This is a genomic window from Catellatospora sp. NPDC049609 (genome assembly GCF_040675365.1).
Taxonomy (GTDB): Bacteria; Actinomycetota; Actinomycetes; order Mycobacteriales; family Micromonosporaceae; genus Catellatospora.
Genome location: NZ_JBFAOU010000081.1, coordinates 15396 through 34386, shown reverse-complemented (window position 1 = coordinate 34386; position 18991 = coordinate 15396). Strand labels below are relative to the sequence as shown.

The 18991-nt window shown below is 72.9% G+C and carries 18 protein-coding genes; 6 read left to right on the top strand and 12 right to left on the bottom strand.

Features of this window, described 5'->3' with window-relative positions; all coding sequences use genetic code 11:
* The 3 genes from mycP to AB0J67_RS22285 all read left to right on the top strand — a co-directional run.
* On the top strand, positions 1–1128 hold a 1128-nt coding region (gene mycP / locus AB0J67_RS22295; RefSeq protein WP_363485325.1), incomplete at its 5' end, for a type VII secretion-associated serine protease mycosin.
* 10 nt (positions 1129–1138) lie between these two features.
* On the top strand, positions 1139–1762 hold the full coding sequence (locus tag AB0J67_RS22290) for a nucleoside triphosphate pyrophosphatase (RefSeq protein WP_363485324.1): 624 nt from the start codon (positions 1139–1141) through the stop codon (positions 1760–1762).
* Positions 1763–1790: 28 nt separating this feature from the next.
* A complete protein-coding gene (locus tag AB0J67_RS22285; protein ID WP_363485323.1) occupies positions 1791–2450 on the top strand; it encodes a class I SAM-dependent methyltransferase in 660 nt (219 codons plus the stop codon).
* 267 nt (positions 2451–2717) lie between these two features.
* Here AB0J67_RS22285 and AB0J67_RS22280 read toward each other — a convergent pair whose 3' ends face one another.
* From AB0J67_RS22280 to AB0J67_RS22265, 4 genes are read right to left on the bottom strand one after another with little or no spacing between them, the layout of a single operon-like run.
* Positions 2718–4034 carry an MFS transporter gene (locus tag AB0J67_RS22280; protein WP_363485322.1) on the bottom strand — a complete coding sequence of 439 codons (1317 nt, stop codon included), beginning with the start codon at positions 4032–4034 and terminating at the stop codon, positions 2718–2720.
* Positions 4035–4084: 50 nt separating this feature from the next.
* Complete coding sequence (locus AB0J67_RS22275; protein WP_363485321.1) at positions 4085–4846, bottom strand: ABC transporter permease; 762 nt, start codon at positions 4844–4846, stop codon at positions 4085–4087.
* Positions 4847–4849: 3 nt separating this feature from the next.
* Positions 4850–5803 (bottom strand): ATP-binding cassette domain-containing protein, encoded by a 954-nt coding sequence (locus AB0J67_RS22270; protein WP_363485329.1) that lies wholly within the window; start codon positions 5801–5803, stop codon positions 4850–4852.
* A 55-nt stretch (positions 5804–5858) separates the two neighbouring features.
* Complete coding sequence (locus AB0J67_RS22265; protein ID WP_363485320.1) at positions 5859–6482, bottom strand: PadR family transcriptional regulator; 624 nt, start codon at positions 6480–6482, stop codon at positions 5859–5861.
* Positions 6483–6651: 169 nt separating this feature from the next.
* Here AB0J67_RS22265 and AB0J67_RS22260 point away from each other — a divergent pair, with 169 nt between their 5' ends.
* Complete coding sequence (locus tag AB0J67_RS22260) at positions 6652–8394, top strand: biotin carboxylase N-terminal domain-containing protein (RefSeq protein WP_363485328.1); 1743 nt, start codon at positions 6652–6654, stop codon at positions 8392–8394.
* 91 nt (positions 8395–8485) lie between these two features.
* Here AB0J67_RS22260 and AB0J67_RS22255 read toward each other — a convergent pair whose 3' ends face one another.
* From AB0J67_RS22255 to AB0J67_RS22235, 5 genes are all read right to left on the bottom strand, one after another.
* A complete protein-coding gene (locus AB0J67_RS22255; RefSeq protein WP_363485319.1) occupies positions 8486–9925 on the bottom strand; it encodes a GuaB1 family IMP dehydrogenase-related protein in 1440 nt (479 codons plus the stop codon).
* Positions 9926–9974: 49 nt separating this feature from the next.
* Positions 9975–10838 carry a transglutaminase family protein gene (locus AB0J67_RS22250; RefSeq protein ID WP_363485318.1) on the bottom strand — a complete coding sequence of 288 codons (864 nt, stop codon included), beginning with the start codon at positions 10836–10838 and terminating at the stop codon, positions 9975–9977.
* Positions 10839–10962: 124 nt separating this feature from the next.
* Positions 10963–11916: an alpha-E domain-containing protein gene (locus tag AB0J67_RS22245; RefSeq protein ID WP_363485317.1), complete on the bottom strand. Its 954-nt coding sequence runs from the start codon at positions 11914–11916 to the stop codon at positions 10963–10965.
* Positions 11910–13511, bottom strand: a complete 1602-nt coding sequence (locus tag AB0J67_RS22240; protein ID WP_363485316.1) for a circularly permuted type 2 ATP-grasp protein — start codon at positions 13509–13511, stop codon at positions 11910–11912. The genes AB0J67_RS22245 and AB0J67_RS22240 overlap by 7 nt, the downstream gene beginning before the upstream one ends.
* A 179-nt stretch (positions 13512–13690) precedes the next feature.
* Positions 13691–15091, bottom strand: coding sequence for an NAD(P)H-quinone dehydrogenase (locus AB0J67_RS22235; protein WP_363485315.1), 1401 nt, complete (start codon positions 15089–15091; stop codon positions 13691–13693).
* 146 nt (positions 15092–15237) lie between these two features.
* On the opposite strand from AB0J67_RS22235, the gene AB0J67_RS22230 reads away from it, so the two are divergent.
* The gene (locus AB0J67_RS22230; protein ID WP_363485314.1) at positions 15238–15693 is read left to right on the top strand and encodes a gamma-glutamylcyclotransferase; all 456 of its coding nucleotides are present in this window, start codon (positions 15238–15240) and stop codon (positions 15691–15693) included.
* Here the strand turns inward: AB0J67_RS22230 and AB0J67_RS22225 are convergent.
* Together AB0J67_RS22225 and AB0J67_RS22220 are read right to left on the bottom strand one after the other, a co-directional pair.
* Positions 15690–16619, bottom strand: coding sequence for a GNAT family N-acetyltransferase (locus AB0J67_RS22225; RefSeq protein WP_363485313.1), 930 nt, complete (start codon positions 16617–16619; stop codon positions 15690–15692). The genes AB0J67_RS22230 and AB0J67_RS22225 overlap by 4 nt on opposite strands.
* A gap of 222 nt (positions 16620–16841) precedes the next feature.
* Positions 16842–17564, bottom strand: coding sequence for a hypothetical protein (locus tag AB0J67_RS22220; RefSeq protein WP_363485327.1), 723 nt, complete (start codon positions 17562–17564; stop codon positions 16842–16844).
* Positions 17565–17734: 170 nt separating this feature from the next.
* Here AB0J67_RS22220 and AB0J67_RS22215 point away from each other — a divergent pair, with 170 nt between their 5' ends.
* Positions 17735–18310: an exonuclease gene (locus AB0J67_RS22215; protein ID WP_363485312.1), complete on the top strand. Its 576-nt coding sequence runs from the start codon at positions 17735–17737 to the stop codon at positions 18308–18310.
* On the opposite strand, the gene AB0J67_RS22210 is transcribed toward AB0J67_RS22215, so the two are convergent.
* The gene (locus AB0J67_RS22210) at positions 18307–18945 is read right to left on the bottom strand and encodes an MBL fold metallo-hydrolase (protein WP_363485311.1); all 639 of its coding nucleotides are present in this window, start codon (positions 18943–18945) and stop codon (positions 18307–18309) included. The two genes, AB0J67_RS22215 and AB0J67_RS22210, sit on opposite strands and share 4 nt — an antisense overlap.
* Positions 18946–18991 lie beyond the last annotated feature (46 nt).

Sequence of the window (18991 nt, the reverse complement as noted above, 5' to 3'; positions counted from 1 at the left end):
GTCGCCCGGGTCGGCGTGGGCTCCCCCGCCCACGCCGACCGCTACCGCAACGACCAGTGGTACCTGCCCTTCCTGAAGATCTCCGAGGCCCACGCGATCAGCCAGGGTGAGGGGGTCACCGTCGCCGTGATCGACACGGGCGTCGAGGCCAAGCACCCCGACCTCAACGGCAACGTGCTGGTCGGCTTCGACACGGTGACCGGCGGCAACGGCAACGGCTGGGGTGATCTGGACGGCCACGGCACCGGCATGGCGGGCCTGATCGCGGCGCACGGGCACGGGTCCGGTGCGCGCGACGGCGTGCTCGGCATCGCGCCCAAGGCCAAGGTGCTGCCGATCCGCATCTCCTCGGCGAAGGGCTACGGCGGCGGCGACGCCATCGCGATCGGCATCGACGAGGCGGTCAAGCGGAACGTCAAGATCATCTCGATCTCGCAGTCCGCCCACTCCGCCGACTCGGCCACCGCGATCCAGGCGGTAGCCCGAGCCGAGGCCGCCGGCGTGCTCGTCTTCGCCGGCGCCGGCAACCAGCCCGAGGACCACTACGTCGCCCCGCCCGGCCGCTACCCGGGCGCGATCGCGGTGGGCGCGGTCGACAAGCAGGGCAACATCGCCGCGATCTCGACCCGCGGCCCGGAGGTCCAGCTGGTCGCGCCGGGCGTCGACATCACCAGCACCAGCAAGATCAATAAAGCGGCGGGTACGCAGTACCGCCGCGGCACCGGCACCAGCCCCGCGACGGCCATCACGGCCGGCGTGGCGGCCCTGGTCTGGTCGAAGTACCCGCAGCTCACCGCCGACGAGGTGCTGGAGCGGATGATCCGCACCGCCGTCGACAAGGGCACGCCCGGCCGCGACCCGGACTACGGCTTCGGCATGATCGACCCGGTGGCGGCGCTCACCGCCCCGGCCGCCCAGCCCTCACCGAGCGCCGGTGCGGCGCAGACGCCGGAGCCCGGCGCCACCGAGCCGACCCGCAAGAGCGACCGCGACGCCAACTCCGGCCGCCTCGGCATGCTGCTGCTGGTCATCGGCGGCGTGGTGGTGGCGCTCGGCCTGCTGGCGCTGCTGGTCGGCATCCGCGTCGCCCGTGGCCGCCGCAACCGCGGCCAACCGCCCGCGCGGTAGTCTGCCCAGCATGACGGCTCGACCGACCCTCGTCCTCGCCTCTGCGAGCCCCGCCCGGCGCACCCTGCTCGACGCCGCGGGCATCGACGCCGAGGTGATCGTCAGCGGTGTGGACGAGGAGGCGGTCGAGGCCACCACCGCCGAGGCGCTCAGCGGCGTGCTGGCCCGGATGAAGGCACACGCCGTGGCCGAGCGCCTGCGCCACAGCGCCGCGGCCCCGGACCGGGCGCTGGTGCTCGGCTGCGACTCGGTGCTCGCCTTCGACGGCCAGATCCTCGGCAAGCCCGCCGACCCCGAGGACGCGCTCAAGCGCTGGCAGGCCATGCGCGGGCGCAGCGGCGTGCTGCACACCGGGCACTGCCTGGTGGAGCTGCCCAGCGGCCGGGCGGCCGAGCACGTCGCCTCGACCGTGGTGCACTTCGCCGACCTCAGCGACGCCGAGATCGAGGCGTACGTCGCCTCCGGCGAGCCGCTGTGGGTGGCCGGCGCGTTCACCATCGACGGGCTGGGCGGCCCGTTCGTGGAGCGCATCGAGGGCGACCACACCAACGTGGTGGGCCTGTCCCTGCCCGTGCTGCGCCGGCTGCTGGCCGAGCTGGACCTCCAGATCACCGACTTCTGGCGCCCGCGCTGACCGTGGTCCCTGGCGTAGGGTCTAGAACATGAGTCGATCGTTCATCACGATGACCGATGAGCTGCACGATTACGTGGTCACGCACGGCACGCCGCCCGGTGACCTGGAGCGGGACCTGGTCGCCGAGACGCTGCGCGCGACCGGCGGGGCGTCCCGGATGCAGATCGAGCCGGAGTACGCCGCCCTGCTGACCATGCTCACCCGCCTGGTGAACGCCCGCAACGCGGTCGAGGTGGGCACCTTCACCGGCATGTCGTCCCTGGCCATCGGCCGGGGCCTGGCCGAGGGCGGCAGGCTGGTCTGCTTCGACATCTCCGCGGAGTACACCGCCATCGCCCAGCGCTTCTGGCAGCGCGCCGGCCTGGACGACCGGATCGAGTTGCGGCTCGGACCCGCCGCCGAGGGCCTGGCCGCGCTCCCCGACGAGCCGCACCTCGACCTGGCCTTCATCGACGCCGACAAGGAGAGCTACGGGGAGTACTGGGACGCCCTGGTGCCCCGGATGCGCCCCGGCGGCATGGTGGTGGTGGACAACGTGCTGTGGTCCGGCCACGTCCTGGACGACAAGCCCAAGGACGCCGCCACCGCCTCGCTGATCAAGTTCAACGCCAAGGCCGCCGCCGACGACCGCGTCGACGTGGTGATGCTCCCCTTCTCCGACGGCGTCACCCTCGCCCGCAAGCGCTGACGCCACCGCACCGACCGGCGGCGCGGCCACGCGTCATGATCGCCGCCTGCGGTCAGGATCCGCAGGCTGAACTCGGGTTATGACCGCAAACAGCGATCTCCCGGCGCCCGGACCGACCCTTCGCGCCGCGCGAAGGCGACCTCGGCGGTCGCGCGCCGCGACCATCCCCCGGGAGCAGGTGTGTCCCGCGCGGCCGACAACTTCTGGGTTGTCGAGACAACCCAGAAGTTGTCGCCAGGGACCGGGAGTTGTCGCCAGGAGCTGTCGCTAGGAAGCGGCGCCGGCAGCCGCGGCGGCGGGCGCGGGCTCGGCGGCCGGGTGCGAGACGCGGGCGGCGCCGGCGAAGCGCCAGGCCAGGTACGCCGCGCCGCCGATCAGCACCGGGATCAGCAGGAACGCCGTGTGCGCGCCGACCTGGTCGGCGACCAGGCCGAGCAGCAGCGGCCCCGCGCCGAAGCTGACCGCCATCGAGTACGACGCCACCCCGGCGGCCCGGTCGGCCTGACCCGGCGCGGCGGCCACGGCCAGCGAGATCGCCACCGGGTAGTGCATGGCGTTGCCGAGCCCGACCACGATCAGTCCCGCCACCGCGGCGGCGGCGCTGCCCGCGCTCCAGAACACGGCGAACCCGGCCAGGCTGAGCGCCAGCGCGCCCAGGTAGAGCGGGATGGCGGGCAGCCGCAGCGCGATCCGGGCCCCGGCCAGCCGGCCGGCGAACATGCCGCCGACGACGGCCGACATCACCGCGGTGGCCGCCCCGGCGGACATCCCCACCTGGTCGCGCAGCACGGACGCGGCCCACATCGACAGCACGACCTCGACCGCACCGGTGACCGTCATCATGCCCCAGGCCAGCCAGTACGCCTTCGGCAGCGGCCTGCGAACGGCGGGCACCGCATCGCGCGCCGACACCTCGCCGCCGGGCCCCGCCACGCCGACGAGCAGCTCGGCCCCGTCGGCTGACGCGGGCAGCGTCGCGGGCCCAGGCGGCGTCGCGGGCGTGGGCACGGGCGCGGCAGCCGGGATGCGTACCCTCTTGATCATTGCGAGGAGCGCCACCAGGGCCAGCAGCACGACCAGCAGGCCCATGCCGGCCCGCCAGCCCAGCCCGGCCCGCATGGTGGCGCCGATGACCAGCGGGGCGACCAGCCCGGCGGCGCAGGCGGCCGCGTTGGCCTCGCTGATCGCGGCGGGCCCGGCGGGGCCGTGGTGCTCGGAGAGGGCGGTCACGATGCCGCCGATCGCGGCGATGCCCGCCGTCGCGATCAGGGCGGTGAGCGCGATGGTGACGGGGAACGGCGCGGGCAGGAACACGAACCCGAGCACCCCGGCGGCGATGACGGCCTGGCAGGTCCAGAGCACCGGGCCGCGGCCGTACCGCCGGGACAGGATCGGGTAGAGCGCGCCGCCGGCGACCGCGCCCACCGCGATGGCGGTGCTGTGCAGGCCGGCCACGGCGGCGGAGGTGCCCTGCTCGTCGCGCAGCAGCGGGACGACCGGCCCGAAGCCGTAGTTGAAGTAACCCCAGAGCGCGAGCTGCAGGTAGATGAGCCAGGTGGGGAGATCGCGAACAAGCCGGGGCACTGTACGAAGCTACGCTCCTTACCGTGCCCCGGCCTCGGGTTGAGACGGAGCTAACGCACGCTCTTCGCGAACGTCCGCGACGCGATGAACAGCGTCAGCGCGGTCAGCGGGGTGAGCACCAGCAGCGCCTGCCAGACGGCGTCGTTGCCCGGGTCCCCGGCGAACAGCGCGCGCACGCCGTCGGTGGCCCACTTGAACGGGTTGCCCTTGGCCACGTTCTGCAGCCACGCGGGCGCCAGCGTCAGCGGCAGGAAGATGCCCGCCAGCAGCATGATCGGCTGGGTGACCGTGTTGAGCACCGGCGCCATCGCGTCCTCGCTGCGCAGGGTCAGGCCCAGCGCGTAGCCGGCCGACGACAGCAGCAGCGTCATCAGCGCGACGAGCACGTACGCCAGCAGCGCGTCGCCGATGCCGACCCGCAGCCCGAACGGCACCGCCAGCAGCGTCACCAGCACGGCCTGGAACAGCAGCTGCACCACGTCGCGCAGGGACCGGCCGAGCAGCAGGGCGACCCGGCTGACCGGGGTGACCCGGTTGCGCTCGATCACGCCGGCCCGCAGCTCGGCGATGATGCCGAACCCGGAGAACGCGCTGAACAGCGCGACCATGACCAGCATGCCGGGCACGAAGATGCCGTACGCCTGCTCGTCGGTCATCGGGGCGCCGCCGCTGAGCGCCTTCTTCATCAGCGGGGCGAACAGCAGCAGGAAGAACATCGGCTGGATGATGCCGACGATCACCCAGACCGGGTTGCGCAGCAGCAGCTGCATCTGGCGCTGGAAGACCAGCCAGGTGTCACGAAGGAACTTCACTGCTCAGCTCTCCCTCAGGCTGCGGCCGGTCTTGGCCAGGAACACGTCGTCGAGGCTGGGGCGGTGCAGCTCGATGCCGTCGATGACCACGCCGTCGGCGTCCAGGGTGCGCAGCACGTGCGGGATGGCGCTCGCGCCGTCCTCGACGTACAGCCGCAGCGCCTGCTCGGTGGTCTCCAGCTTGCGCACGTACTCGGCGTTGTCGAACAGGTCGGCGGCCTTGGCCACCTCGCCCCGCACGTTGACCGACACGACGTCGCCGAGCACCTCCTGCTTGAGGTCGGCGGGCGTGCCCTCGGCGACGATCTCGCCGTGGTCCATGATCGCGAGCCGGTCGCAGAGCGCGTCGGCCTCGTCCAGGTAGTGCGTGGTGAGGAAGACGGTCATGCCCATCTCGCGCAGCTTGCGGACCTCGCCCCACATGTGGGCGCGGGACTGCGGGTCCAGGCCGGTGGTGGGCTCGTCCAGGAAGACGATCTTCGGCGAGTGGATGATGCCGAGCGCGATGTCGACCCGGCGGCGCTGGCCGCCCGAGTAGGTCTTGCAGCGGCGGTCGGCGTACTCGGCGAGCTCGAAGGTCTCCAGCGCCGCGGCGGCGCGCCGCTGGGCGTCGGCCTTGCCGATGCCGTACATCCGGGCGTGCAGCACCAGCTCCTCGCGGCCGGTGGAGTCGTCCCAGGTGCTGCCGCCCTGGGCGACGTAGCCGATGCGGCGGCGCACCTCGCCCGGGTTCTTGCGCAGGTCGGCGCCGGCGATGACGGCGGTGCCGCCGTCGGGCTCCAGCAGGGTCGCGAGCATCCGCAGGGTGGTGGTCTTGCCGGCGCCGTTCGGGCCGAGGAAGCCGAAGATCTCGCCCTCGGCGACGCTCAGGTCGACGCCGCGCACCGCCTCCACGGTCTTGGTCTCGCGACCGGCACGGGAGCGGAAGGACTTCCGCAGCCCGGAGGTCTCGATGATCATTTGCGCTCCAAAGTCGGGGGAAACGTGAGGAGCGTAGGACCGGGGTCCGACGTTAGTCAAGTTTGATTAATCGGTTGCGGACTCCGGTCTGCGCGTCGCGCCAGCGGGCCAGCAGCCCCTCGGAGAAGTACGGCTCGCCCGCCTCGATCTGCGCCGCGACCCGCTCGCACCAGACGATCTCGCCCTCACTGCGGGCGATGCCCAGCTCCAGCATCCAGCGCACGTGCGTCGGCTTGTTGTCCGGCACTGCCCAGCCCGACTCGATCGCCGCCCGCGCCCCCTCGTTCTCGGTGCGCAGCTGGCGCGCCCGGTGCCGCAGCGCCGCCGCGACCTCCTCCCGGGGCAGCTCGGTCATCAGCGAGAACCCGGCCAGGAACGGGTCCTCCACCGCGTGCTGCTCCCACAGCGCCGCGGTGAGCAGGTCCCGGAACTGGTCGGCACCCTTCTCCGTCATCTCGTAGCGCGTCCGCGCCGGGCGGCCGCCCACCTGCTCGCTGCCGACCTCCCGCAGCGCGCCCTCGTCGGCGAGCTTCTTCAGCGCGTGGTACACCGAGCCGGGCTGCACGTTGGCCCACCTGTCCGCGTGCCAGCTGAGCAGCTCCCGGCGCACGTCGTAGCCGTGCACCGGCTGCAACATCCGCACCACACCGAGGATCATCATTCGGGTCGTCGACACGGATAAGAGTGTGCGGCGGGGTCGGCCATCCGGGGTATACGGGGGCCGCGCCAAGTGATCTGAACGAGCGTTCATGACACAGGTCACATCGGTCCTGAGTGCTCGTTAATGATCAACTCCACCGATAGACTCCGCGCAGGCCCGTTCGGGGAGGACGATGATGACGATGCTGTCCAAAGTGTTGATCGCGAACCGTGGCGAGATCGCCGTACGCGTCGCCCGCGCGTGCCGTGACGCGGGCCTGGCCAGCGTCGCCGTCTACGCCGACGGCGACCGCGACGCCCTGCACGTCACCATCGCCGACGAGGCGTACGCCCTGGGCGGCGAGACCAGCGCCGACACCTACCTGCGCATCGACAAGCTGATCGACGTCGCGCAGCGCTCTGGCGCCGACGCGGTGCACCCCGGCTACGGCTTCCTCTCCGAGAACGCCGACTTCGCCCAGGCCGTCATGGACGCCGGGCTCACCTGGATCGGGCCCACCCCGCAGGCCATCCGCGACCTCGGCGACAAGGTCACCGCCCGGCACATCGCGCAGCGCGCCGGCGCGCCACTGGTGCCCGGCACCCCCGACCCGGTGCAGAACGCCGACGAGATCGTCGCGTTCGCGCGGGAGAACGGTCTGCCCGTCGCCATCAAGGCGGCGTTCGGCGGCGGCGGCCGCGGCCTCAAAGTCGCCCGCACGCTGGAGGAGATCCCCGACCTGTTCGACTCGGCCACCCGCGAGGCCGTCGCCGCGTTCGGCCGGGGCGAGTGCTTCGTCGAGCGCTACCTCGACAAGCCCCGCCACGTCGAGGCGCAGGTGCTCGCCGACCAGCACGGCAACGTCATCGTCGTCGGCACCCGCGACTGCTCGCTGCAGCGCCGCCACCAGAAGCTGGTCGAGGAGGCCCCCGCGCCGTTCCTGACCGACGCCCAGCGCGCCGCCATCCACGACTCCGCCAAGGCGATCTGCCGTGAGGCCGGCTACCACGGCGCGGGCACCGTCGAATACCTCGTCGGCGTCGACGGCACCATCTCCTTCCTCGAAGTGAACACGCGGCTGCAGGTCGAGCACCCGGTCACCGAGGAGACCTCCGGCATCGACCTGGTCCGCGAGCAGTTCCGCATCGCCGCGGGCGACAAGCTCCGCTTCGACGCCGACCCGGCCCCGCGCGGCCACTCCATCGAGTTCCGCATCAACGGCGAGGACCCGGGCCGCAACTTCCTGCCCGCGCCGGGCGCCATCACCAAGATGCACCTTCCGGCAGGTCCGGGCGTACGCGTGGACACCGGCTTCGACACCGGCAGCGTCATCAGCGGCAACTTCGACTCGCTGCTCGCCAAGGTGATCATCACCGGCGAGACCCGCACCGAGGCCCTCGAACGCGCCCGCCGCGCCCTGGACGAGATGGCCGTCGAGGGCATGGCCACCGCGCTGCCGTTCCACCGCGCCATCGTGCGCGACCCCGCGTTCGTCGAGTTCACCGTCCACACGCGCTGGATCGAGACGGAGTGGGACAACACCGTGCCACCGTACGGCCAGGGCGCCGTGGCGGAGGCCGAGGGTGAGCGGCAGACCGTCGTGGTCGAGGTCGGCGGCAAGCGCCTGGAGGTCTCCCTGCCCGCGTCCTTCGGCGGGGGCACGCCCGCCGCGCCCGCCGCGGGCCGTCCCGCCAAGCGGGCCGCCGGCAAGCGCGGCGCCGGCGTCGCGGCCGGCGGGGACGCGCTGACCGCCCCGATGCAGGGCACCATCGTCAAGCTCGCGGTCGCCGACGGCGACACCGTGGCCGAGGGCGACACCGTCGTGGTCCTGGAGGCCATGAAGATGGAGCAGCCCCTCACCGCGCACAAGGCCGGCGTGATCACCGGCCTGTCCGCCACCGTCGGCGAGGTCGTCCAGTCCGGCACCACCCTCTGCGAGATCAAGTAACCCGAAGATCGTCCGACTTGCCTGGCACCTGTGCGTATCTTGCGGACTCATACGCCCATGTGCCAGGCAAGTCGAGTGATCCAGGGGCCGCTCACCAGGAGGTGGGTAGGGGCATGCCTTCGGTGTAGCCGGCGGTGGACTGGACGCCGATGAGGGCGCGGGCGTGGAACTCCTCCAGGTTCATCGCCCCCGCGTACGTGCAGGCGCTGCGGACGCCGGCCACGATCTCGTCGAGGACGTCCTCGACGCCGGGGCGGGCCGGGTCGAGGTACATCTTGGCCGTGGAGATGCCCTCCTCGAAGACGGCCTTGCGGGCCCGGTCGAACGCCGAGTCGTCGGCCGTGCGGGCGCTCACCGCCCGCGCCGAGGCCATGCCGAAGTTCTCCTTGTAGCGGCGGCCGTCGGGGTCGGTGTAGAGGTCGCCCGGGGACTCGTACGTCCCCGCCATCCAGGAGCCGATCATCACGTTCGCCGCGCCGGCCGCCAGGGCCAGGGCCACGTCGCGCGGGTGGCGCACGCCGCCGTCGGCCCACACGTGCTTGCCCAGCTCGCGGGCTGCGGCGGCGCATTCGAGCACGGCGGAGAACTGGGGACGGCCGACGCCGGTCATCATCCGCGTCGTGCACATCGCGCCGGGGCCCACGCCGACCTTGATGACGTCGGCGCCCGCGGCGACGAGATCGCGTACCCCCTCGGCCGTGACCACGTTGCCCGCCACCACGGGGACCGCGGGATCGACGGAACGCACCGCGCGCAGCGCATTGATCATGCGTTCCTGGTGGCCGTGCGCGGTGTCCACCACCAGCACGTCCACCCCGCCCTCCAGCAGCTCGGCGGCCTTGCCGGCGACGTCGCCGTTGATGCCGATCGCGGCCGCCACCCGCAGCCGCCCCTTCTCGTCCAGCGCAGGCTTGTACAGCGTCGCCCGCAGGGCACCCTGCCGGGTGGTGATCCCGGCCAGCCGCCCCTCGTGGTCCACCACCGGGGCGACCTTGCGCCGCCCCTGGGTCAGGATGTCGAACGCCTCCCGCGGGCTGGCCGTCGACGGCACCGTGAGCAGCTCGGTCGACATCACGTCGCGCAGCTGGGAGAACCGGTCCACGCCCATGGTGTCCGACTCGGCGACCAGGCCGACCGGGCGGCCCTGCTCGTCCACCACGATCACCGCCCCGTGCGCTCGTTTGGGCAGCAGGTGGATCGCGTCGCCCACGGTGTCGTGCGGGCGCAGCGTGATCGGGGTGTCGTGCACCAGGTGCCGCTGCTTCACCCACCCGATCACGTCGGTCACCACCGCGCCCGGGATGTCCTGCGGGATCACCGCGAGGCCGCCGCGGCGGGCCACGGTCTCCGCCATCCGGCGGCCGGCGATCGCGGTCATGTTGGCCACGACGATCGGGATGGTGCACCCGGTCCCGTCGACGGTGGACAGGTCGACCTCCATGCGTGAGCCGACCTCGGACCGGCTCGGCGCCATGAACACGTCGTTGTACGTCAGGTCGTGCGCGGGCTGCGCACCGGACAGGAACCGCATGAGGCCATCTTCACCCATCGACGCGCCCGCCCGTGGCCGACCGGCAGGTTCAGCGGATGCGGGTCAGGGTGACCTCGACGGACTGGCCGGTGTTGGACGGGCCCGCGTAGACGCCCTTGAGCGGGGGCACGTCGCCGTAGTCGCGGCCGCGGCCCACCACCACGTGCCGCTCCCCGACCGGTACGCCGTTCGTCGGGTCGTACGCGCGCCAGTCCCCCGACCACCACTCCACCCAGGCGTGGCTCTCCCCCGTCACCGGCTTGCCGAGCGGCGCGTTCGGGGTCGGGTGCAGGTAGCCCGAGACGTACCGGGCGGGCAGGCCCATGGCGCGCAGCAGCGCCACCGACAGGTGGGACAGGTCCTGGCAGACGCCCTGCTTCTGCCGCCACACCTGCACCGCGTCGGTGAGCACCCCGGTCGCCCCCGGTGTGTAGCTCACCTCGCGGCGCACCAGCTCGAACACGGCCAGCGCCGCCTCGTCCGGCCGGGAGTGCCCGGCCCGCAGCGCCGCGGCCAGCTCGCCCAGCTCCTCGTCGAGCGCCGTACGCGGGGTCGGCAGCAGCAGCTCCTGCCACCGGTCGACGACGTCCGGCTCGGCCAGCTCGGCCCAGCCGGGCCCGTCGGGGCGCAGCGCGCACGGGCCGGAGGTCTCCACCGTGCTGTCGGCGACCACCTCCAGCACCTCGTGCGGCACCTGCACGTCGAACGAGGTCACCGTGGTGCCCCAGTAGTCGGCGTAGCGGTGGGTGCGCGCGGCCGGCCAGACGGTGATCCGGTCGTCGAGCACGGTCTGCCGCGCCTCCGTGCTCGGCGACATCCGCGCCTCGTTGTACGACGACGCCACCGGCCCGCCGTACTGGAACCCCGTCCGATGCCGGATCTGCAGCCGCCACCCCGGCCCCGCGACACTCATACCCGCTCCTCCCCGCCCGGGCGGACCGCCCACCTGGCGCAACTCTGAAAGACACGCGCCTTCGGCGCACCCTCAAGGCCGCGACTCTTCGAGAGTTGCGGCGCCGAAGCGGCCGGGCCGGGGGTCATGCCACGGCTCCGGCCTGCCAGTGGACGGCGGCGGTCTGGCGGAAGTAGCGGGCCGAGATCGCGTCGTTGACCTGGGAGCAGGTGCGCTCCAGGCCGGACAGCACCGGGCCGAGGTCGGCCAGCAGCTCGTCGGAGGCGCGGTACGCCAGGTCGGTGCGGGCGCGGCCGAGGATGCGCTGCGCGTCGGTGCCGACGCCGACGCGCCCGGAGCGTCCGGCGCCCAGCGCCGGCTCCAGCTCGGCCAGGCACGACTCGGCGGTGACCAGCGCGGCCAGGATCGACCGGGGGAAGAGCCGGTCGAGCAGCAGGAACTCCGCGGCGTGCCGGTCGCTGAGCGACCCGCGGTAGGTGCGCAGGTAGGTCTCCCACGCCCCGCACGAGCGCAGCAGGGTCAGCCAGCTCGGGATGCTGCCACCGGCCCGGGAGTGCGTGGACAGCAGCCGGGCGGTCATGTCGACCCGCTCCACGCTGCGGCCGAGCACCAGGAACAGCCAGCCCTCGTCGCGGCTCATGGTCGCGTCGGCGAGCCCGGCCAGCACCGAGCAGCGCTCGCGCACCCAGGTGAAGAACCGGTGCACGCCGCCCTCCTCGATGCGGCGGCGCGACCCGGCCAGGCCCAGCCAGGTGGTGTTGAGGCACTCCCACATCTCGGCGCTGACCGTCTCGCGGGCGCCGCGCGCGTTCTCGCGGGCGGCGGCCAGCGCGCCGAGCACCGAGCTGGTGCTGGTCAGGTCGAGGCCGAGGCGCTCGACGACGCCGGGCAGGCTGGCGCCCTCCCCGCCGACGGGCAGCCCCATCACGCCGAGCAGCGACCGGCAGGCCTGCTCCTCGTCGGTCCACGGGTCCTGCAGCATCCGGTGCAGGTGCACGTCGAGGATGCGCGCGGTGTCCTCGGCGCGCTCGACGTACCGGCCGATCCAGTAGAGGGACTCGGCGATCCGGCTCAGCATGCCGCCCTCCTCGCTGCTCGTGCCTGCTGCTGCTGTTGCTGCTGCTGCTGGTTGTTGCCGGACTGGCCCGGCCCCGGGTCGGGGCGGCGCGGTGACGGGATCGCGGCGACCTGCTCGGGGCCGTCCCAGGAGCCTGGGTCCTGCCAGTCCTCGAACGGTGCGCCCGGCTCGGTCAGCACCCAGGTGTCCTTGGAGCCGCCGCCCTGGCTGGAGTTGACCACCAGCGCGCCCTCGGGCAGCGCCACCCGGGTCAGCCCGCCCGGCAGCACCCGCACCTGGTTGCCGTCGTTGACCGCGAACGGCCGCAGGTCCACGTGCCGGGGGCGGAGCCGGTCCTCGATCAGGGTGGGCACCATCGACAGCTTCACCTCGCGCTGCGCGATCCAGCCGCGCGGGTCGAGCATGATGCGCTGGCGTACGTGCTCCAGCTGCTCCTCGGTGGCCTGCGAGCCGATGACGATGCCCGCGCCGCCGGAGCCGTCCACGGGTTTGAGCACCAGCTCGTCGAGCCGGCCGAGCACGTGGGTGCGCACGTCCGGGTCGTCGAGGCGGTAGGTCTCCACATTGGTCAGCAGGGGCTCCTCGCCGAGGTAGTACCGGATCAGATCGGGCACGTACGTGTAGAGCAGCTTGTCGTCGGCGACGCCGTTGCCGACCGCGTTGGCCAGCGTCACGTTGCCCGCGCGGGCCGCGTTGAGCAGGCCCGCGCAGCCCAGCATCGAGTCGGCGCGGAAGTGGACGGGGTCGAGGAACTCGTCGTCGATGCGCCGGTAGATGACGTCGACCCGCTGCTCGCCCGCGGTGGTGCGCATGGCCACCTCGTTGCCCGCGCACACCAGGTCGCGGCCCTCCACCAGCTCCACGCCCATCTCCCGGGCCAGCAGCGCGTGCTCGAAGTACGCCGAGTTGTGCACGCCGGGGGTGAGCACCACCACGGTCGGATCGTCCACACCGGCCGGTGCGGCGGCCCGCAGCGCCTGCAGCAGCAGCGTCGGATAGGACTCCACCGGCCGCACCCGGGTCGCCGTGAACACCTCGGGCAGCACGTGCGCCATGGCGCGCCGGTTCTCCATCACGTAGCTCACCCCGGACGGGGTGCGCACGTTGTCCTCCAGCACGCGGAACTCGCCGGCCTCGTCGCGGATCAGGTCGACCCCGGCGACGTGCACGCGCACCCCGTTCGGCGGCACGATCCCGGCCGCCTCGCGGTGGAAGTGGGCGCTGGTCACGATGATGCGCCGGGGCACGATCCCGTCGGCGAGCACGTTGCCCTCGCCGTACACGTCGGCCAGGAACGCCTCCAGGGCCCGCACCCGCTGCGCGACCCCGGCCTCGACGTGGCGCCACTGGTCCGCGGCGATGATGCGGGGCACGATGTCCAGCGGGAACGGCCGCTCGACGCCCTTGAGCGCGAAGGTGATGCCCTGGTCGAGGAAGGCTCTGGCCAGCACGTCGGCGCGGATCCGCAGCTCGCCGCCGGCCAGCGGGCGCAGCGTCGCGTGCAGCGCCTCGTAGGTCGGGCGGGGCAGGCCCGGCGTGCCGAACATCTCGTCCCAGCCGGGACCGAGCGGGTAGTCCTCGAAAAGGTCCGCCATGTCCCGACGCTACGCGGACCGCGTTGCGATTGCGTAAACGATGTGAGATGTGGGACGGCCATCCCATGTGGAGGGACGGCCGCCTCTCCCGGCCCCGGTGGTGATCGCGATCCCGTGTCGAAAACTGCGGTCTGACCGCGCTTTCTGACACGGGATGGCGATCATCGCCAACCCGCGAACTACTCCAGCTCGTGCTGCATCAGCTGGCGGGCGGCCTCGGCGAGGCTGCCGGTCAGCGACGGGTAGATGGTGATGGTGTGGGCGAGCTGGTTGACCGTCATGTGGTTCTCGACCGCCATGGTGATCGGCATGATCAGCTCGCTGGCGCGCGGCGCGACGACCACGCCGCCGACCACGATGCCGCTGGCCGGGCGGCAGAACAGCTTGACGAAGCCGTCGTCGAGCCCGGCCATCTTGGCCCGCGCGTTGCCGGCCAGCGGCAGCATCACCTGACGGGCGGGCACCTTGCCGCTGTCCACGTCGTCCTGCGACACGCCGACGGTGGCCAGCTCCGGATCGGTGAACACGTTCGCGGCGACGGTGCGCAGCCGCAGCGGCGCGACCGCCTCGCCCAGCGCGTGCCACATCGCGATCCGGCCCTGCATGGCCGCGACGCTGGCCAGGGGCAGCACGCCGGTGCAGTCCCCGGCGGCATAGACGCCCGGCACGTTGGTACGCGACACGCGGTCAACGGTGACGTAGCCGCCGGGGCCGACCGCGACGCCGTACTCGGTCAGGCCCAGGTCGGCGGTGTTCGGGATGGAGCCGACCGCCATCAGCGCGTGCGAGCCGGTGACCGTCCGCCCGTCGGACAGGGTGACCTCGACGCCGTCGCCGACCCGCTTGACCGCGTCGGCGCGGGAGTTGTTCAGGATCGTCATGCCGCGGGCCCGGAACACCCGCTCGATCGCCATCGCGGCGTCGGCGTCCTCGTGCGGCATGACCCGGTCCCGGGACGAGACCAGCGTCACCGGCACGCCCATCGCGAGGTACGACGAGGCGAACTCGGCGCCGGTCACGCCGGAACCGATCACGATCAGGTGCTCGGGGAGCTTGGGCAGGTCGTACACCTGGCGCCAGGTCAGGATGCGCTCGCCGTCCGGCACCGCGGTGGGCAGCCGCCGGGGCGTGGCGCCGGTCGCGATGAGGACCGTGCCGGCGTCGATCGCGTACTCGCCGTCGCCGTCGCCGGGCCGCACGCGCACCCGGTGGGTGTGGCCGAGGGTGTCCTCGCCCAGCCGGGCCGTGCCCTTGACCAGGGTCACCCCGGCCTTGACCAGCTTGGCGTGGATGTCGCCCGACTGCGCCAGCGCCAGCCGCTTCACCCGGGCGTGCACCGCCGCCGCGTCCACCGTGATGGCGAGTCCGTCGGAGTGGATACCGAACTCGTCGGTGTCGCGGTAGTTGGTCACCACGTCCGAGCTGGCGATGAAGGTCTTGGACGGGACGCAGTCGTGCAGCACGCAGGCGCCGCCGGCGCCGTCGGCCTCCACGACCGTGACGTCCGCGTCGAGCTGCGCGGCGACGAGCGCCGCCTCGTATCCGGCGGGTCCGCCACCGATGATCACAATCCGGCTCACGGTGTCATTCTTCCCTACGGGGCAAGTCGCGAAGCCTCGGATGCGAGCGCCGTCACGCTCACCGCGCGTGCCCGGAAAGACACCGAGTGGTCCGACACGCACGGGCGTATTCTCAGCAAGCGGTCCGGGCGGCTATCGTCATCGCCGTGCGTCATTACGCAGCGTACGGCTCGAACCTGGACCCTGCCCGCATGCGGGCATACTGTCCGCACTCGCCCATGGTCGGGACCGGCTGGCTCGAAGACTGGCGGCTGACCTTCGCGGGCGAGGACGAGGTCGGCTGGGAGGGCGCGGTCACCACGATCGTCGAGTCCCCCGGCGACCGGGTCTTCGTCGCGCTCTACGACGTGCACCCGTGGGACGAGGCCGCGCTCGACGAGGTCGAGGGCGCCAACGCGGGCACCTACACCAAGCTGCACCTGCGCGTCGCCACACTCGACGGCACCGTGCTGGCCTGGGTGTACGTCTTCCACGGGTACGAGGGCGGCCTGCCCACCGCGTGGTACCTCTCCGAGATCGCGAACGCGGCGGAGAAGGCGGGAGCGCCCGACGACTACGTCGCCGAACTGCGCGCCCGCCCCACCCGCACGGTGCGGCCCTAGCGCAGCGCCGGCCGCTCGTAGATGTTCGCCTGGTACGCCGGGCGCATCCCCACGCCCGTGTACAGCTTGATCGCCTCGGTCGGGTTGGTCAGGTCGACGCCCAGCCCCGCCGAAACCCGGCCGTTGGCCAGGTAGCGGGCGAACGCGGCGGCCAGCAGCGCCCGGCCCACCCCGCGCTTGCGGAACTCGGGCAGCACCGCGAGGTGCTTCACCCAGCCCTCACCCTGCACGTCGCTCTGCTCCGAGGACTGCAGGATGCCCGCCACGACCCCGTCCACCTCGGCGACGAACCACTCGTCCAGCCGCACCCGGTGCCCGTCCAGGAAGCGCTCGCGCCACCGCTCGTAGCCAGTCGGCTGGTAGTCGGGCGTGTCCCGGAACGCGGTGTCGAGCACCCGGAAGAACTCCGGCATGTCGTCCTCGCCCGCCGCCCGCACGACCACGTCCGGCACCGGCTCGACCGCCGGGGCGGGCAGGTCGAGCTGCATCCGGGCGTACTGCTTCACGAACGTGAAGCCCTGGTCGGTCAGCGACGCGATCCACGGCAGCTCGGCCGGGATCGCCCCCGCGCGCACCGTGCCCTCGCCGCCCCGCTCCCGGGCCCGGCGCTCCGTCACCGCCAGCACCCGGGCCAGCAGCGGCCGCATCGCGGGCCGGCCACCCTCCGGGTGCACGTACACCTCGACGAAGTCACGCGGCCCGTCTGAGCCGTTGTCCACCCAGGTCCAGCCCGCGATGGCGCCCGTGGCGTCCACCGCGACCTCGCTGTACGGCCCCGCCAGCGCCTCGGCCACGTCCTCCGGGGCGAAGTCGGCGAACCCGACCGCGCTCATGTCACTGGCATGCACCAGCGCCAGCAGGACGTCCGCGTCCTCGCCGGTGGTCGCCCGGAACGACCATCCCTCCGGCAGCTCATCACTCGTCACGCCGCCATCCTGACAACCCGCCCCGCGATCGGCAGCCCATTTACCCCCACCACCCCCAACCCACCACCGACCGCCACACCGCCCCATCGCCCCGCCGCGCCCCGCCGCCCCGCGCCCCGCCGCACCCCGCCGCGCCCCGCTTTGCATAGACGTTGGCCTATCTGGATGAACTTTTCGAGATCGACTTCATCCAGATAGGCCAACGTCTATTGAAAAACGGGGTCAGGGGCGGCGGGGGAGGACGGTGCGAGCGGTGTCCTTGAGGAGGGTGACCAGTTCGCCGCGCTCGGTGGGGGTGAAGTTCTGGACGGCCTGGCCGCCGATCCGGTCGGCGACCGCGTCGGCCCAGGCCCGGCGGCGCAGCAGCGGGGCGACCGGAGGGTACGGCGGCTGCCAGCCGAACGCGACCGCGGCCGCCTCCCCCTCCGGCCCGGCGACCAGCGCCTGCACCGGGCTCAGCCCGCAGGCCCGCACCCCGAGCAGCAGCGCCCCGGCCCGGTGCTCACGCAGCAGGTGCAGCGCGACGGCGGCGCGGGCGCCGGGGCCGTCGCCGGGCACCGGCATCGCCCGCCAGGCGGAGAACAGCGGCAGGCCGGAGCCGTCGGCGGCGAGCACCGCCTTCTCGGCCAGCTCGACCAGCCGGTCCACGCGGGGCGCGTTCTCCAGGTGCTCGGTGCCCCAACGGCAGCACTCGGCCAGCATGTGCGCGGCGACCTCACGGGGCGACAGGGCGCGGCGGGCCGCGTCCCAGCCGTCGCGCACCGCCTCGGGCGCGATCAGGCCGAGCGCCGCGGCGACCGTGTCGGGGCGTACGTCGCCCAGCGCCCCGCCGCGACCGGCCACGTAGCAGGCCCAGCCGGTGAGGCCGAGCTCGCGGGCACGGCGCAGGGTGCGGGGGCATTCGAGGAACGCGCCGCCGAGCCGGTTCACCGCGGCCGCCGCCATCGCCGCGGTCTGCGTGGCGGTCGCCGTCAACGGGGGTGTCACATGTGGATTGTGCCGTGCCGCACACGCCGTGGCAGCCCCCGGAATGAGCGTGCGATCCGGACCGGACGACCCCTAGGCTTGCCCCGCGCCCTGACGGGCCAGGCAGCGGACTCGAAGGGCGGTGCGCGGTGCGCGCGGACATGTACTTCTCGGTCGACGTCGAGGCGGACGGGCCGATCCCGGGGCCGTACTCGATGCTCAGCTTCGGGGCGGTGGTCGCCGGGACGATGGCGGGGTCGTTCACCCCGGCGGGGCCGCGGCCGGCGACGTTCTACCGCGAGCTGCGGCCGATCAGCGACGACTTCGTGCCGGCCGCGCTGGCGGTGTCCGGGCTGGACCGGGACGCGCTGGTCCGGGAGGGCGCCGAGCCCGCGGTGGCGATGCGCGAGTTCGGCAGGTGGGTGACCGAGACCGCGGGTGACGCGCGGCCGGTGTTCACGGCGTACCCGGCGAGCTTCGACTGGATGTTCGTGTACTGGTACCTGATCCGCTTCACCGGGGCGAGCGTGTTCGGGCACTCCGGCTGCCTGGACATGAAGACGGCGTACGCGGTGAAGGCGGCGGTGCCGTTCGGCCGGGCGCACAAGCGGGCGATGCCGAGGCACCTGCTGTCCACCCGGCCGCACACGCACCACGCGCTCGACGACGCGGCGGAGCAGGCCGACCTGTTCGCGAACCTGATGACCTGGGACGGGCGGGGCTAGGCCTCCACGGTGGTCCCGGCGGCCAGGCGCGCGTACTCGGCGCCCGAGCGCGCGGTCATGTGCGCGTCGGTGAGCGCCAGGCCCTGCTCGTTGAACAGGCAGTCGTGCATGGCGTACGCCCGGCGCGGCTTGACCGCCCGCACGAAGTCGATCGACTCGGCGAGCTTGAGCCACGGTCCGGAGATCGGCACGAACAGCGTCTCGACCTGCGCGCCCTCGGGCACGTCGAACGAGTCCCCGGGGTGGTAGAGCGACTCGTTGACCAGGAAGCCCAGGTTCGCCACCTGCGGGATCTCCGGGTGGATCACGGCGTGCAGCCCGCCGTACGCGCGTACCAGCAGGTTGGCGGCGGTGAAGGCGTGGCCGGAGGTCACCGGGACGGCGGCGCCCTCCCACTGCGCGGAGAACTTGTCCACCACGTCCGGGTGGGCGTAGATCTGGATCGACGACCGCTTGGACAGGGCGTCGGCCAGCCGGTCGGCGTCCACGTGGTCGGCGTGCTCGTGGGTGAGCAGCACCGCGTCGGCCCCGTCCAGGGCGCGCTCCGATTCGCTCCACACTCCCGGGTCGATGACCACGACCGCGTCGTCGTGCTCGATCCTGAGGCACGAGTGGGAGTACTTCGTCACCCGCATCGGTGGCCGCCTTTCCACGTCGCTCGATTTCGTGGCCCGAATGTCG

What these genes read in the sequence shown, in the direction of transcription:
- AB0J67_RS22290 (WP_363485324.1), top strand. Translation starts at nt 1,139, where the DNA reads ATGACGGCTCGACCGACCCTCGTCCTCGCCTCTGCGAGCCCCGCCCGG.
- AB0J67_RS22285 (WP_363485323.1), top strand. Translation starts at nt 1,791, where the DNA reads ATGAGTCGATCGTTCATCACGATGACCGATGAGCTGCACGATTACGTG.
- AB0J67_RS22255 (WP_363485319.1), bottom strand. Translation starts at nt 9,925, where the DNA reads ATGCGGTTCCTGTCCGGTGCGCAGCCCGCGCACGACCTGACGTACAAC.
- AB0J67_RS22250 (WP_363485318.1), bottom strand. Translation starts at nt 10,838, where the DNA reads ATGAGTGTCGCGGGGCCGGGGTGGCGGCTGCAGATCCGGCATCGGACG.
- AB0J67_RS22245 (WP_363485317.1), bottom strand. Translation starts at nt 11,916, where the DNA reads ATGCTGAGCCGGATCGCCGAGTCCCTCTACTGGATCGGCCGGTACGTC.
- AB0J67_RS22240 (WP_363485316.1), bottom strand. Translation starts at nt 13,511, where the DNA reads ATGGCGGACCTTTTCGAGGACTACCCGCTCGGTCCCGGCTGGGACGAG.
- AB0J67_RS22220 (WP_363485327.1), bottom strand. Translation starts at nt 17,564, where the DNA reads ATGGCGGCGGCCGCGGTGAACCGGCTCGGCGGCGCGTTCCTCGAATGC.
- AB0J67_RS22210 (WP_363485311.1), bottom strand. Translation starts at nt 18,945, where the DNA reads ATGCGGGTGACGAAGTACTCCCACTCGTGCCTCAGGATCGAGCACGAC.